The organism is Streptomyces sp. NBC_01717, from assembly GCF_036248255.1.
Classification (GTDB): domain Bacteria; phylum Actinomycetota; class Actinomycetes; order Streptomycetales; family Streptomycetaceae; genus Streptomyces.
On the sequence record NZ_CP109178.1, the window covers coordinates 6,146,464 to 6,161,274 of the forward strand.

13 protein-coding genes and 2 tRNA genes are annotated in these 14,811 nt (G+C 68.4%); 10 read left to right on the top strand and 5 right to left on the bottom strand.

From position 1 onward, the window contains the following. Positions 1-444 precede the first annotated feature (444 nt). A complete protein-coding gene (locus tag OHB49_RS27735) occupies positions 445-1,914 on the bottom strand; it encodes an amino acid permease (protein WP_052189414.1) in 1,470 nt (489 codons plus the stop codon). 250 nt (positions 1,915-2,164) lie between these two features. Here OHB49_RS27735 and OHB49_RS27740 point away from each other — a divergent pair, with 250 nt between their 5' ends. Next, entirely contained in the window at positions 2,165-2,653 is a 489-nt protein-coding gene (locus OHB49_RS27740) for a ribose-5-phosphate isomerase (RefSeq protein ID WP_030970066.1), read from the top strand. An 81-nt stretch (positions 2,654-2,734) separates the two neighbouring features. After that, complete coding sequence (locus OHB49_RS27745) at positions 2,735-3,544, top strand: Fpg/Nei family DNA glycosylase (RefSeq protein ID WP_329163812.1); 810 nt, start codon at positions 2,735-2,737, stop codon at positions 3,542-3,544. Positions 3,545-3,725: 181 nt separating this feature from the next. Here the strand turns inward: OHB49_RS27745 and OHB49_RS27750 are convergent, their stop codons facing one another. After that, positions 3,726-4,961, bottom strand: coding sequence for a GNAT family N-acetyltransferase (locus OHB49_RS27750; protein WP_329163813.1), 1,236 nt, complete (start codon positions 4,959-4,961; stop codon positions 3,726-3,728). A gap of 105 nt (positions 4,962-5,066) precedes the next feature. Here OHB49_RS27750 and OHB49_RS27755 point away from each other — a divergent pair, with 105 nt between their 5' ends. Beyond that, on the top strand, positions 5,067-6,212 hold the full coding sequence (locus OHB49_RS27755; protein WP_329163814.1) for a PP2C family protein-serine/threonine phosphatase: 1,146 nt from the start codon (positions 5,067-5,069) through the stop codon (positions 6,210-6,212). A 101-nt stretch (positions 6,213-6,313) separates the two neighbouring features. Continuing rightward, positions 6,314-6,820 (top strand): HD domain-containing protein, encoded by a 507-nt coding sequence (locus OHB49_RS27760; RefSeq protein WP_030970073.1) that lies wholly within the window; start codon positions 6,314-6,316, stop codon positions 6,818-6,820. 4 nt (positions 6,821-6,824) lie between these two features. On the opposite strand, the gene OHB49_RS27765 is transcribed toward OHB49_RS27760, so the two are convergent. Then, a complete protein-coding gene (locus tag OHB49_RS27765) occupies positions 6,825-7,979 on the bottom strand; it encodes an acyltransferase family protein (protein WP_030970075.1) in 1,155 nt (384 codons plus the stop codon). Positions 7,980-8,459: 480 nt separating this feature from the next. Here OHB49_RS27765 and OHB49_RS27770 point away from each other — a divergent pair, with 480 nt between their 5' ends. Continuing rightward, the gene (locus tag OHB49_RS27770; protein ID WP_030921275.1) at positions 8,460-8,654 is read left to right on the top strand and encodes a hypothetical protein; all 195 of its coding nucleotides are present in this window, start codon (positions 8,460-8,462) and stop codon (positions 8,652-8,654) included. A 75-nt stretch (positions 8,655-8,729) separates the two neighbouring features. Here OHB49_RS27770 and OHB49_RS27775 read toward each other — a convergent pair. Further along, positions 8,730-8,803, bottom strand: a tRNA-Gly gene (locus OHB49_RS27775). Between the two features lie 159 nt (positions 8,804-8,962). On the opposite strand from OHB49_RS27775, the gene OHB49_RS27780 reads away from it, so the two are divergent. The 5 genes from OHB49_RS27780 (at position 8,963) to clpX (ending at position 13,635) form a co-directional block, all read left to right on the top strand. After that, a tRNA-Pro gene (locus OHB49_RS27780) sits at positions 8,963-9,039 on the top strand. Between the two features lie 150 nt (positions 9,040-9,189). Then, positions 9,190-10,578, top strand: a complete 1,389-nt coding sequence (tig, locus tag OHB49_RS27785; protein WP_030970078.1) for a trigger factor — start codon at positions 9,190-9,192, stop codon at positions 10,576-10,578. Between the two features lie 264 nt (positions 10,579-10,842). After that, positions 10,843-11,448, top strand: a complete 606-nt coding sequence (locus OHB49_RS27790) for an ATP-dependent Clp protease proteolytic subunit (RefSeq protein WP_018551584.1) — start codon at positions 10,843-10,845, stop codon at positions 11,446-11,448. Between the two features lie 47 nt (positions 11,449-11,495). Continuing rightward, positions 11,496-12,179, top strand: coding sequence for an ATP-dependent Clp protease proteolytic subunit (locus tag OHB49_RS27795; RefSeq protein ID WP_030921266.1), 684 nt, complete (start codon positions 11,496-11,498; stop codon positions 12,177-12,179). Between the two features lie 157 nt (positions 12,180-12,336). Continuing rightward, entirely contained in the window at positions 12,337-13,635 is a 1,299-nt protein-coding gene (gene clpX, locus OHB49_RS27800; RefSeq protein ID WP_030970081.1) for an ATP-dependent Clp protease ATP-binding subunit ClpX, read from the top strand. Between the two features lie 76 nt (positions 13,636-13,711). Here clpX and OHB49_RS27805 read toward each other — a convergent pair whose 3' ends face one another. After that, a complete protein-coding gene (locus OHB49_RS27805; protein WP_329163815.1) occupies positions 13,712-14,692 on the bottom strand; it encodes a hypothetical protein in 981 nt (326 codons plus the stop codon). Positions 14,693-14,811 lie beyond the last annotated feature (119 nt).

A 14,811-nucleotide genomic window follows, 5' to 3' on the forward strand; every position in this document is an offset into this window, starting at 1 on the left:
GGCTCACGCGTCTCACGCGCTTGCGTGAACCGTTCCGAAGAGGCTCGCCGGGTCGCACTGCGACACCAGACCGGCGAGCCTCTTCCGTGTCCGCTCGTCGTGATGCTCCGGTACGGTCCCCGCCGTCCGACAAGAAGTTCGGCGGCCGGCCCACGGGCAGTGGCTGCAGGAGCCGGACAGCGTCGGGCTATTCGCGCCCGGCGGGGTACACGACGGCGGCCCGGACCTCGTCGGCATCGGTGACGCCGACGAGGTCCGGGCCGGAGCGTAGAACCTGTCTGAAAGCCGGCCAGTTCCTCCGCATGTCCGGGGGTCGCCGGGGCGGAGGGTGATCTGGGCAGGCAGCTGGTGGTTCCAGGAGAGGCTCTCCGTTCGCCCGGTGTGCGGCAGGGGAGAGCCTCCCCGGTGTACCTGACATCGACCGTCAGGTGGGGATGGGCGCGGTCAGGCGTCCGCGGACGCGTCCGCCGTGACCGCGGCCGCTCCGGACTTGCGCTGACGGACGTCACGTACCAGGGAGATCGCCACCACGATCGCCGCGACGAGCAGCGAGAGCAGCACCTGCTCACGGCCGCTGTCGTCGGTCAGCATGTAGACCAGCACGAACGAGATCATGGCGATGGTCGCCCAGGTCAGGTACGGGAAGAGCCACATCCGCACGACCAGCTTCTCCGGCGACTCGCGCAGGATGATGCCGCGCATCCGCAGCTGGGTGAAGCAGATGACCAGCCAGACGAACAGGGCGACGGCACCGGAGGAGTTCAGCAGGAACTGGAAGACGGTGTCCGGCCACTGGTAGTTGAAGAACACGGCGACGAAGCCGAAGACGACGGAGGACAGGATGGCCGCCCGCGGCACGCCCCGCTTGTTCGTCCGGGCGAACGCCTTCGGCGCGTCGCCGCGCTCACCGAGCGAGAACGCCATCCGCGAGGCCGTGTAGAGGCCGGAGTTGAGGCAGGACAGCACGGCCGTCAGCACGATGACGTCCATCACCTGTCCGGCGTGCGGAATGCCGATCGAGTTCAGGGCGGCGACATAGCTGCCGTCCTTGAGGATCGACGCGTCGTTCCACGGCAGCAGCGTCAGCACGATGAAGATCGAGCCCAGGTAGAAGACGGCGATCCGCCAGATCACGCTGTTGGTGGCCTTCTGGACGGCGCGCTGCGGGTTCTCCGACTCGCCGGCCGCCAGCGTCACGATCTCGCTGCCCATGAACGAGAAGACGACCATGAGCACACCGGTGAGGATGGCACCCGGCCCGTGGGGGAAGAAGCCGCCACTGTCGGTGAGATGCGCGAGCCCCGACCCCGGGTTGTCCGAACCGGGCAGCAGCCCGAAGACGGCGAGCAACCCGACGACCACGAACGCGGCGATCGCCACGACCTTGATTCCGGCGAACCAGAACTCGAACTCTCCGTACGAACTGACCGAGACCAGGTTCGTCGCGGTGAGCACCACCATGACGATCAGCGCCCATGCCCACTGCGGGACGCCCGGCACCCAGCCCTCCAGGATCTTGGCACCCGCCGTGGCTTCGACGGCGAGCACCACGACCCAGAAGAACCAGTACAGCCAGCCGATCGAGAAGCCGGCCCAGCGGCCGAGGGCGCGGTCGGCGTAGGCGGAGAAGGAGCCCGAGCTGGGCCGGGCCGCGGCCATCTCGCCGAGCATCCGCATCACGAAGACGACCATGAGGCCGACCAGCGCGTACGAGAGCAGAATGGCGGGTCCCGCGGCGGCGATACCGGCACCGGAACCCACGAAGAGGCCCGCGCCGATCACTCCGCCGATGGCGATCATCGAGAGGTGACGGTTCTTGAGACCGGCCTGGAGCCCGTCCGCGGAGCCCGGCTTGTCCGCCCGGCCCGGCTCGCCGGGCTGGTGGCCCGGCCCTGCCAGAGTCGTTTGCGTCATGGATCGAATCCTTACGTTCTGGATCACTCGGTTCCGTGGCTGTGCCGCTGCACGGTGGTGGGCGGCGAGTCTCAGGCATTGAAGCCGCAGAACCCCGGAATCGGAACCCCCTCTTCCGGATCATTGTCCGGATCGTTGCCGGTGTGGGTTTGCGCACACACGCTCCGCACAAAGGCTCCGCACGGGGTAGGCCCGGAGGGTCCCGACCCCGATGACGGCTACCCCGTGATCCGCATGCCACACTCGACCCATGCGCGTGTACCTCGGCTCAGACCATGCCGGTTTCGAACTCAAGAACCACCTCGTCGAGTGGCTCACGGCCCAGGGCCACGAAGCCGTCGACTGTGGCCCCCACATCTATGACGCCCAGGACGACTACCCGCCGTTCTGCCTGCGCGCCGCCGAGAGGACGGTCGCGGACGCGGGCAGCCTCGGCATCGTGATCGGTGGCTCCGGCAACGGCGAGCAGATGGCCGCCAACAAGGTGAAGGGCGTACGTGCCGCACTCGCCTGGAGCGAGCAGACCGCCGCTCTCGGCCGCGAGCACAACGACGCCAACGTGGTGGCCATCGGTGGCCGCATGCACACGGTGGAGGAGTCGACGAAGTTCGTCGAGATCTTCCTCGCCACGCCGTACTCGGGCGAGGAGCGTCACACCCGCCGCATCGCGATGCTGACTGCGTACGAGACGACGGGCGAGCTTCCCCCGATCCCGGCCCACCACCCGCAGCAGGGCTGATCGCCCTACCCCCCGTGCCGCCGGCCCGCCCGGCGGCACAGCCATTTCCCGTATCCCACGTCACTCAGGAGAGCTGCCGCCGTGCCCGAGGGACACACCATCCATCGCCTGGCCGCGGACCATCGCGACCGGTTCGTGGGCGGGCCGGTGCGGGTCAGCAGCCCGCAGGGCAGGTTCTCGGACAGCGCGGCGCTCCTCGACGGCCGTGGGTTCACCGGCGTCGACGCGCACGGCAAGCACCTGTTCCTCGGCTTCGAGGACGCCGGATGGATCCACATCCACCTCGGCCTGTTCGGCAAACTCCACTTCGGTACGACACCGGTTCCGCCGCCCACGGACACCGTCCGTCTGCGCCTGGCCAACGACGACCACCACGCGGACCTGCGCGGCCCGACCACCTGCGCCCTCATCACGGAACCCGAGAAGCGCGCGATACACGACCGGCTGGGCCCGGACCCACTGCGTACCGACGAGGACGGCGAACGCGCCTGGTGGCGGATCTCGCGCAGCCGCATCACGGTGGCGGCGCTGCTGATGGACCAGAAGGTCATCGCGGGCGTCGGCAACGTGTACCGGGCGGAGGTCCTGTTCCGGCACGGCATCGACCCGTACCGCCAGGGCAAGGACCTCACCCGTGCGGAGTGGGACGCGATCTGGGCGGACCTGGTGACACTGATGCGCGCGGGTGTACGGAACAACCGCATCGACACGGTGCGTCCGGAGCACATGCCGGAGGCGATGGGGCGGGCGCCGCGGGTGGACGACCACGGGGGCGAGGTGTACGTGTACCGGCGGGCTCGGCAGGGGTGTCACATCTGCGGCACGGAGATCCGTGCGGCGGACCTGGCGGCCCGCAACCTCTTCTGGTGCCCGACCTGCCAGCGCGCCTAAGAGTTGTCCTCACGCCGGGCGCGCTTGATCCTGCGCCCCGGCGCGCCTTCCGCACCGCCCCGCGAACGTCCTCGATCGCCGGGTGGGCCCGATTTCCCCGCCCGCACGCGCTCTTGGAGGCCGCGTGTCCTCTCCGAGCCCAAAACGCCCGGCCGGGCGTCCCCGGCAATGTCACTCCCGGCTAGAACCCTCGCGGAAGCCAAGGCTCCACCAACTCCGAGAACCCCGAGGCCGCCTCCGCCACCGCACCCGGCCGCAGCTCCTGTACCCGCCCGGCCCGCGCCAGTGAGACCAGCGATTCGCCGCCCAGGTACACCGACCCCAGCTCCCGTACGGAAAGCGCCAGATCCGCCGGATCATCCGTCCGTTTGCACGACGCGCCCCCCTTCGTGTCGGCCGTGAGCCGCCAACGCCCCGCGTTCCACGGGCAGAACGCGTCCTCGACCTCGAACACCACGTCCACCGCCGCCCGGTACGCCCGCGCCTCCAGCGCCGCGCCCAGCTCCACCAGCCGTACGTACAGCGAGTCGCGCAGCTTGATGTTGCACCGGCGCACGTCCGAGACGAGATGCAGGACCGCATCGTCGACCGGCCGGTTCCGCGCCTCGACCGTCGACGTCAGGTCGATCTCGAAGAGGAACCGCCACAGCGCCGCGTACGCCGCCGGGTCCAGCGCCGACAGGTCGTCCACGGCGATCCGGCCCTTGGGGCCCGCCGCGTCCCAGGCCGGCTTGATGCGGAACGTCGAGTACCCGACGACCTCGCCCGCACGCTCCGCCAGCAGGCACTGCAGCGGCGACGCCCCCTGCCGGGCGCTCGCCGGGTCGATCAGCGCCCTCCGCTCCCAGCCGGGACCGTGCGCCGGCGTCCCCGGCCGCCCCGCCACCAGCTGCTCGTACACGCCCTCGCACGCGGCGGTCGCCTCGTCCGGCTTGGCGTACCGCAGGCGGACCTCGTCCGTGCCGTCCGGCACCGCCAGCCGCACCCGGTCCGTGTCGATCTCCAGGGACATCTGCCTCGTGGCCGCTCCGTACCCGAACCGGCCGTAGATCGCGGGTTCCGAGGCCGTCAGCACGGCGAGGGGTTCACCCAGCGCCCGTACGTCGTCGAGCTGACGCCGCATCATCGAGGTCAGCAGTCCGCGCCTGCGGTGCGTGGCCGCGACACCGACCATCGTCACACCGGCCGCGGGCACCAGGACGCCGCCGGGCACGGCCAGCCGGAAGCTGAAGGCCCCCGCCGTGCCGACCACGTCCGGGCCGTCCCAGATGCCGATCGACCGCTCGTGCTCGGTCAGCGCCTCCCAGAGCTCGCGCTCCTCCGGAGAGTCGGTGACGACGCCGCCGAACGCGAGCTCCAGGCTCCGGAACCATTCGTTCCATTCGGACGGACGCAACACCCGCAGCTCAGTAGTCATATGCCATGCCTACCAGGGGTACGGCAGACGGGCGACCCATTTTCGAACGCATTGTCACAGGGGTCCCCCTGCACCCGAGGCGCTCGTGTGGATAAGGTCCCCGCAATGGCCCGTCGCGCAGGAGCAGACTCGTACCCGGCCCGATTGCAGAAATCGGCGCACCGGGCGCGCATAGCGCTGCGCAAATCCGGCGTCGACTACTTCCGCGGTGACGGCTCCGACTGGATCGCCCTGGCAGGCCTGCTGTTGACCGTCCCGGCCATCACCTGCGGCACACTGCTGAACGCGGTGTGGTGCGCACCGGCCGCGCTCGTCCTGCCGATCGTCGCGGGCGGTCTGCTGCTGCGACCGGCCAGCCTGCTCGGGCTGTACGCGACCGCCGCCGCAGCCCTGATCGTGGAGTCGATCGCGCTCGGCCCGTACTCGGAAGGGCCGGCCCGGGTGACCCCGGGCACCGTCCTGGTGGTCGCGGCCTGCGGCTTCTTCGGACTGATCCTCGCCCAGTTCCGGGCCAGGGTCGGTGTGCCGTGGCGGCGCGGCGGCACCATGCTCTTCGACCTGCGCGAACGCATCCGGGTGCAGAGCGCCCTGCCGCGGCTGCCGGAGGGCTGGCACCGCGAGATGGCGCTGCGCCCGGCGGGCGGCCAGTCGTTCTCCGGTGACTTCGTCGTCGCGGCCCGCACCAACGGCGGCCGCACCCTGGAGGCGGTGCTCACCGATGTCTCCGGCAAGGGCATGGACGCGGGGTCCCGCGCCCTGCTGCTGTCCGGCGCGTTCGGCGGCCTGCTCGGCTCGCTCCCCCCGCACGGCTTCCTGCCCGCGGCCAACGCCTATCTGCTGCGTCAGGACTGGGACGAGGGCTTCGCCACCTCCATCCATCTGGTGCTGGACCTGGACTCGGGCGATTACGAGCTCCTCTCCGCGGGCCACCCACCGGCCCTGCAACTGCACGCGGGCAGCGGCCAGTGGGAGGAGAAAGCGGCGGAGGGCCCGCTGCTCGGGGTGTACGACGGGGCACAGTTCGACGCGGTGAAGGGCTCACTGGCCCCCGGCGATGTGCTGATGCTCTTCACGGACGGTCTGGTGGAGGCGTCCGACCGGGACATCGCGGAGGGCATCGACCGGCTGACCGGCGAGGCCGACCGCTATGTCGCCACCGGCTTCGACGGCGCGGCCTGGCATCTGATCGAGGCGTGCGCGAAGGACGTCAACGACGACCGGGCGCTGCTGCTTCTGTGCCGCCGGCCCTGAACCGTACGGAACCAGGGCCGGGCAATCGGCGCCCGGCCGTCATGACGATGCCCGTCCACGCGGCCCTGCGCCGGACGACCGCCCGCCCGTAGAGTCGTCCCATGCCCACGCCACGCGCACCCCTGCCCCTGACGGAAGTCGAGGCGATCGCCCGCAACGCGCACGCCGGCCAGCGGGACAAGGCGGGACGCCCGTACGCCGAACACCTCGCCGCCGTCGCGGACGGTGTGCGTGCCAGGGGCGGCAGCGACGACCAGATCGCCGCCGCCTGGCTGCACGACGCGGTCGAGGACGACGCGCTGTCCGCCGAGTGGCTGGCGGCCGCCGCGCTGCCGCAGCAGGTCAAGGACATGGTCCTCGCCGTCACCAAACGGGACGGCGAGGGTGTGGCGGCGTACACCCGGCGCATCCTCGCCACCCCGGGCGCCTTGTTGATCAAGGAATCCGACCTTGCCCACAACGCCGACCCGACCCGCCTCGCGGTCCTGGACCCGGCGACGCGTACCCGACTGACCGCGAAATATGCGCAGGTACGCGCGCTGCTCGGACTCAGCGCCGCCGAATCGCCCACCGAACAGCCGGATCCGGCCAACACCACGGAGGGCTGATCCACTAGAGCCTGGCGGCGTCCCGCCGGAACGCCCAGTCCATGTCCGGCTCGGTCACGAAACGCAGCACCCGTCGTACCGGCGGCGTGCACAGCAGCGTCACCGCGCCGGCCGCGACCAGCGAGACGACGATCAGCCCGCCCGGCGAGGCCAGCCACTCGTACCGGTCGAACAGCCCGACGTAGCCGGCCCCCTTGACCAGGAAACCGTGCAGCAGATAGCCGCAGATCGTCCCGGCGCCCAGCACGGTGAACCACATGTGGCGACGCGGCACCCATGCCAGGAACCCGATGGTGAGCAGCAGTGCGCAGCCGAACATCAGCAGCGTCATCACCGCACCCGACCACCACGGGGCGCCCATCTCCGGGGCGCTGTTGCTGCGGTAGAACCAGCCCAGCTGCATCCGCGGCGCCGCCCAGTACGCGAAGAGGGCGGCCCCGGCGAACAGCGGCAGCGCCAGCAGCCGCACCTCACGCCGACGCATCAACTGGAAATGTTCAGGCTTCAGTTGGAGTCCGAGCACGAAGAACGGCAGGAACTGCAGCACCCGCTGGAGATCGAGATCGTCGCCGATCGTGGGGGAGAACGACGCGAGCACGGCAATGACGAGCGCGACCGGCAGCGGGTGGCGCAGTGCCTGCCAGACGGGCGTGGTGAGCCGCCAGATGAACAGCGCGGCCAGGAACCAGGTGAGGAACCAGGGGTCGATCAGGCTGATCGGATGGTCCGGCGAGTCGTCCGCGTACCGCTTGAAGAGCGAGTACGCCGTCTCGAAGACCACATAGGGCACGGCGACGCCGGTGACCAGGCGTTTCATCTTCTTGGCGCTCATGTCGAACGAGCGTGAGAAGTAGCCGGAGATGATGATGAAGGCCGGCATGTGGAACGTGTACGCGACCATGTACAGCGCGCGGGCGGTCCGGCTCCCGTCCATCACCGGTACCCACGCGTGCGCCACGGCGACCAGCACGATCGCCAGATATTTGGCGTTGTCGAAGTAGGCGTCACGCCGCTTCGTCGGCGCGGCCGTCGAAGGCTGGTTCACCACCGGTTCGGGGCGCGTCGCGGTGATGGTCGTGCCGCCCTGGCGTCTGGGCTCCGACTCCCGGGTCGCTGGGGGGAGCGGGGCCCTCTGAAATGTGTTCGGAGCGTGGAACATCTAAAGCACCTTAGACGCCTCGATTGGAATTCGTAAAACCGTCCGCAGGTATTGCGTGTTCCCGCCCAATCGAAAGTGAAACTACCGAAAACCGCCCCCTATCACCCGATTGATCCTCCTTAAATGGTGCATATCGCCAGGCGGTTGGGTGTAGTGAATTTCATCGCATCGGGCGTGGCGAAACGCGTGTGAACGACCTGTGTGGATATGGAAACGATCACTGTCCCGGGCTTTTGGGCCGACGCCCACGGAAGTTGCCCGCGCCGCCGGCCGCCTTCCGGGCGGAGCCCCGGAAGGGCCGGTCGACGGGTCTGTCCGCCCCCGCGCACGCGGGGCGTGAGGATGGCGCGATCCCGACAGTTCGATTCGTCACCTGGCAGCAACCACAGGGGAGTTGGTGGCACGATGGACGCAACGGAGGAGTGCCCGGGCGCACGCTTCCGGGCCGGCAAGGCGGACCGACCAAGGGTGTGATCAGTCGTGGCCATTTCACTGTCTGTGGTGCTTCTGTTGGCGATCATCCTGGTGGTCCTGATCCGAGGCGGCTCCATCAAGGCCGGACCCGCGATCGTCGCGGTGCTCTTCGGCTTCTTCCTGGCATCGACCGGCATGGCGCCGTCGATCAACAGGTTCATGAACTCGATAGCGGAGACCATCAACCACATCAGCTTCTGATCCGTACCGCAGAAGGCGGACGCGGAACGCAGAAGGCCCGGTCCGACGAGCAATTCGCCGAACCGGGCCCACGCATGGAGCGGGCGACGGGAATCGAACCCGCGTAGCTAGTTTGGAAGACTAGGGCTCTACCATTGAGCTACGCCCGCAGGCGCCGCAGGTCCTCGGACCGCGGCACGAGGAGCATCGTAGCGGGTCGCGGACGTTGTCCGCACACCTCATTGCGGCACCGGGTGCCGCAATCCACGCCGCCCCCGTAAAGCGGCCTGTGCACTGCCGGTCTCCATGTACCCTACGTGTCGCACCGACGGGGTGTGGCGCAGCTTGGTAGCGCGTCCGCTTTGGGAGCGGAAGGTCGTCGGTTCGAATCCGGCCACCCCGACCACAGTCAAGATCGCATTGTGGGAGTCATCCCCCTTGCCGTTACTATGCAAATTGCGTGCCCGTGTGTCTGATGTACCGGGCTCGATCCGCGGAGCCGCTGTCCGGTGGCCGAGCAGAACCCCAAGAAGTCAGCCACCAAGGAGACCGAACCGTGAAGAGCGCCGTGGAGACCCTGAACCCGACTCGGGTTCGGCTCAGCATCGAGGTGCCCTTCGAGGAGCTCAAGGACAGCCTCGACGCGGCGTACAAGAAGATCAACCAGCAGGTCACGGTGAAGGGCTTCCGTAAGGGCAAGATCCCCAACCGCGTCATCGACCAGCGGTTCGGCCGTGGTGCTGTGCTGGAGGAGGCCGTCAACGACGCCCTCCCGAAGTTCTACACCGAGGCTGTCAACGAGGGTGAGCTCAACGTTCTGGGCCAGCCCGAGGTCGACATCACCGAGCTGAAGGACGGCGAGCTGCTGGCCTTCACCGCCGAGGTCGACGTGCGCCCCGCGATCGAGATCCCGGACTACTCCGGCATCGAGGTCACCGTGGACGCCCTCGAGGTCAGCGACGAGGACGTCGAGAAGGCCGTGGAGCAGCTCCGTGGCCGCTTCGCCTCCACCAACCCGGTCGAGCGCGCCGCCGCAGAGGGCGACGTCGTCACGATCGACCTGCAGGCCAAGGTCGACGGCGAGGTCCTGGAGGACGGCGTGGCCGAGGGTGTCTCGTACACCATCGGTTCCGGCGAGCTCCTCGACGGCATCGATGCGGCCGTCACCGGCCTGGAGGCGGGCGGCGAGGCCACCTTCACGTCCGAGCTGAAGGGTGGCTCGGCCGAGGGCAAGGAGGCCGAGGTCACCGTCAAGGTCACCGCCGTCGCCGCCCGTGAGCTCCCCGAGCTGGACGACGAGTTCGCCCAGATGGCGAGCGAGTTCGACACCCTCGACGAGCTGAAGGCGGACAGCCGCAAGCGCCTCGAGAACACCAAGCAGTACGACCAGGCCACCCAGGCCCAGGAGCGCGTCCTCGACGAGCTGCTGAAGCTGGCCGAGGTCCCGATCCCCGAGAAGCTGCTCGCGGACGAGGTCCAGACCCGCAAGCACAACCTCGAGCACCACCAGCTCGGCCAGATGGGTCTGACCCTCGAGAAGTACCTGGAGATCCAGGGCAAGACGCTCGAGGAGTTCGAGGCCGAGACCTCCGAGCAGGCGGTCAAGGGCATCAAGACCCAGTTCATCCTGGACGAGCTCGTCAACAAGGAGAAGCTGAACGTCAACCAGGAGGAGCTCACCGAGCACCTCATGCGGCGCGCTGCTTCCTCCGGCATGAGCCCCGACCAGTTCGCCCAGGCCGTCGTCGAGGGCGGCCAGGTGCCGATGCTCGTCGGCGAGGTCGCCCGTGGCAAGGCGCTCGCCGTGGTCGTCGAGGCCGCCAAGGTCGTCGACACCAACGGTGAGCTCGTCGAGCTCGAGGACGACGAGGAAGAGGCCATCGAGACGGTCGAGGCCGCCGAGGGTCACACCGAGGACGCCGCCGAGGAGAAGACCGAGGCCTGAGCCTCGCGCTGAACCCGTACGACGGGCTCCGGACGCTCAGCGCCCGGAGCCCGTCGTCGTATCCGTGGCCAACCCCCACAACCCTTGTGCGCACTGCTCAGCTTGCGCTCCCAGCGAACAGTTGCGGAAGCGGGATGGCGTTGTCCTACCTGCGCGTTAGGGTCCATGAATAGGAAGGGTGGGGGAGCCCCCGCCCGCCCGGTACGAAGACGCTGAGACGGCCGGAGCCGTCAGAGACGAGCAGGTGGATACGTGACGAATCTGATGCCTTACGCCGCCGGAGAGCCGTCCCTCGGTGGTGGCCTCGGCGACCAGGTCTACAGCCGACTGCTCGGCGAGCGCATCATCTTCCTCGGTCAGCAGGTCGACGATGACATCGCCAACAAGATCACGGCGCAGCTGCTTCTCCTTGCCGCGGAGCCGGACAAGGACATCTACCTCTACATCAACAGCCCCGGTGGCTCGGTGACGGCCGGCATGGCGGTCTACGACACCATGCAGTACATCCCGAACGACGTGGTCACCATCGGTATGGGCATGGCGGCCTCGATGGGCCAGTTCCTGCTGACCGGTGGCACCGCGGGCAAGCGCTTCGCGCTCCCGAACACCGACATCCTCATGCACCAGGGTTCGGCCGGCATCGGTGGTACCGCGTCGGACATCAAGATCCAGGCGCAGTACCTGCTCCGCACGAAGCAGCGGATGGCGGAGATCACCGCCCGCCACTCCGGTCAGACCGTGGAGACGATCATTCGCGACGGTGACCGCGACCGCTGGTACACCGCGGAGGAGGCCAAGGACTACGGCCTCATCGACGAGATCATCACGATCGCCTCGGGCGTTCCGGGCGGCGGCGGCACCGGGGCCTGAGCCCTGTCCGTCCAGCCCGCAGCCCCAGCCCCCAGAACGCCACCAGGATGGTGAACACCCACATGAACAACTTCCCCGGCGCCTCCGCGAGCGGTCTCTACACCGGCCCGCAGGTGGACAACCGCTACATCGTGCCGCGCTTCGTGGAGCGCACCTCGCAGGGTGTGCGTGAGTACGACCCGTACGCGAAGCTCTTCGAAGAGCGCGTGATCTTCCTCGGCGTCCAAATCGACGACGCCTCCGCCAACGACGTCATGGCGCAGCTGCTGTGCCTGGAGTCGATGGACCCGGACCGCGACATCTCGATCTACATCAACAGCCCCGGCGGCTCGTTCACCGCGCTCACCGCGATCTACGACACGATGCAGTTCGTGAAGCCGGACATCCAGACGGTCTGCATGGGCCAGGCCGCTTCCGCCGCGGCCGTGCTGCTCGCAGCCGGTACGCCCGGCAAGCGCATGGCACTGCCCAACGCCCGTGTGCTGATCCACCAGCCGTCCTCGCAGACGGGCCGTGAGCAGCTGTCCGACCTGGAGATCGCAGCCAACGAGATCCTGCGGATGCGCACCCAGCTGGAGGAGATGCTGGCCAAGCACTCCACCACGCCGCTGGAGAAGATCCGCGACGACATCGAGCGCGACAAGATCCTGACTGCCGAGGACGCCCTCGCCTACGGTCTCGTCGACCAGATCGTCTCCACCCGCAAGAGCGCGGCCGGAGCGATGGCCTGACGTCGGTCTTTACCCCTTGGCACGGTCGGTTCACACGGTCGTGACCGCGTGAACCGTGCCAAGGGGGGCCCGAACGGGGGGCCAGGCAAGGTACCGTCGGATAGAGGCACCAGGAGCCGCTGCACCAAGCTGCTCCCAGGCGAAGGGGAAGCACCTCGTGGCACGCATCGGTGATGGCGGCGACCTGCTCAAGTGCTCGTTCTGCGGAAAGAGCCAGAAGCAGGTGAAGAAGCTCATTGCGGGACCCGGTGTGTACATCTGCGACGAGTGCATCGATCTCTGCAACGAGATCATCGAGGAGGAGCTCGCGGAGACCTCGGAGGTGCGGTGGGAGGAACTTCCCAAGCCGCGCGAGATCTACGAGTTCCTCGAGGGGTACGTCGTCGGTCAGGAGCCCGCGAAGAAGGCCCTCTCGGTCGCTGTGTACAACCACTACAAGCGGGTCCAGGCGGGCGAGAACGCCGGCGCGCAGGGCCGGGACGACGCCATCGAGCTGGCCAAGTCCAACATCCTGCTGCTGGGCCCCACGGGCTCCGGCAAGACGCTCCTCGCGCAGACGCTGGCCCGCATGCTCAACGTTCCGTTCGCCATCGCCGACGCGACGGCGCTGACGGAGGCCGGCTATGTCGGCGAGGACGTCGAGAACATTCTGCTGAAGCTGATCCAGGCCGCGGACTACGACGTCAAGAAGGCCGAGACCGGGATCATCTACATCGACGAGATCGATAAGGTCGCCCGCAAGAGCGAGAACCCGTCGATCACCCGTGATGTCTCCGGCGAGGGCGTCCAGCAGGCCCTGCTGAAGATCCTGGAGGGCACCACCGCCTCCGTACCGCCGCAGGGCGGCCGGAAGCACCCGCACCAGGAGTTCATCCAGATCGACACGACGAACGTGCTGTTCATCGTGGGCGGTGCCTTCGCCGGCCTGGAGAGGATCATCGAGTCCCGGGCGGGCGCCAAGGGCATCGGCTTCGGCGCGACGATCCGCTCCAAGCGCGAGATCGAGGCGAGTGACCAGTTCCAGGAGGTCATGCCGGAGGACCTGGTGAAGTTCGGGATGATTCCCGAGTTCATCGGCCGCCTCCCCGTGCTGACCTCGGTCCACAACCTGGACCGCGAGGCGCTGCTGCAGATCCTCGTCGAGCCGCGCAACGCACTGGTGAAGCAGTACCAGCGGCTGTTCGAACTCGACGGTGTGGAGCTGGACTTCGACCGCCCGGCGCTGGAGGCCATCGCCGACCAGGCGATCCTGCGTGGTACCGGCGCGCGTGGTCTCCGGGCCATCATGGAGGAAGTCCTGCAGTCCGTGATGTACGAGGTGCCGTCCCGCAAGGACGTCGCCCGCGTCGTCATCACGGCGGACGTGGTCCGCAACAACGTCAACCCGACGCTGGTCCCGCGCGAACCGCGCACGATCGGCAAGAACGACGGCGGACGGCACGAGAAGTCCGCGTAGCGGCAGCGACACGTACGCGAAGGGGCGCCCGGACAGGTGACTGGCCGGGCGCCCCTTTTCAGTGCCGCGCGAAGTGCTACTTGACCTCGACGCGGACGTCGTTGCGGAGCTTGGCCGCGTTGTTGGCGGCGCTCTCCACCGACATGCTCTTACCGGTCATCATTGCGGCCATGTCCATGTCGATGACCACGGCAACGGTGCTGTGGTCGCCCCAGATGCAGATGGGCATGGACGTGGGCTTGGCCGATCCGCTCTCGCCCGAGATCTTGGTTTCCTGGCACTTCAGGATGCCGTTCTCGAACCCGGCCGGGGTGTAGGTCTTCGGACTGCCCACCAGTTCGCCGGTGGACTCCTTGTCCTTGGCGGCTTCGGTCTTCATCTTGCCGAACATGGCGTCGACGACAGCGGCGGGATCCTCGATCTCGCCGTACACCCCGCTGAACGACAGCATCTTCTGGGCGGCCGCGTCGCCGGAGGTGTAACTGCCCGCAGCACTCTTGGGGTTGTCCACCCCGTACTGCTCGAACTCCTTGAGGTCGTCGTCCGTCATCTTGTCTTCGGTGCTGTTCGGTGCCTTCTTGTACGTGCCCCCGAGCACCGTCGCCGGCGTCGTCAGCTTGTACGTCTTGCCGTCGTCCGCGACCGACGTGCTGCCCCCGCCCGACGTCAGGAAGTACGCCCCGCCCGCGATGACCGCCAGCGCCACGACCACAACGCCGATGATCAGACCCGTCTTCTTCTTCGGCGCGGCCGGCGGCATCGGGACCTGGCCGCCGTAGGGGGCCTGGCCGTACGGGGCCTGGGGCTGCTGGCCGTACGGGCCCGGCTGCTGGGCCTGCGGGTAGCCGTAGCCCGGTTGGGGCTGCTGCGGAACACCCTGGGGGGCCTGCTGCGGGTATCCGTACCCCGGCTGGCCGCCCTGCGGCGGCTGACCGCCGTACGGGCCCGGCTGCTGGCCGTACGGGCCGGGCTGACCCTGCGGCGGCTGGCTGCCGTACGGTCCGGGCTGGCCCTGCGGCGGCTGGCCCCCGTACGGGCCCGGCTGGTTGTAGCTCATCTGCGCTGTCCCCTCCACAATGCTTATGCGTTCCGAACATCCTGTCGGAAGCCCCGCGGACATGGGGCGGCGGGAGCCACACCGTTACTGAACAAACCGGTTTCAGTGCATGACTGTGA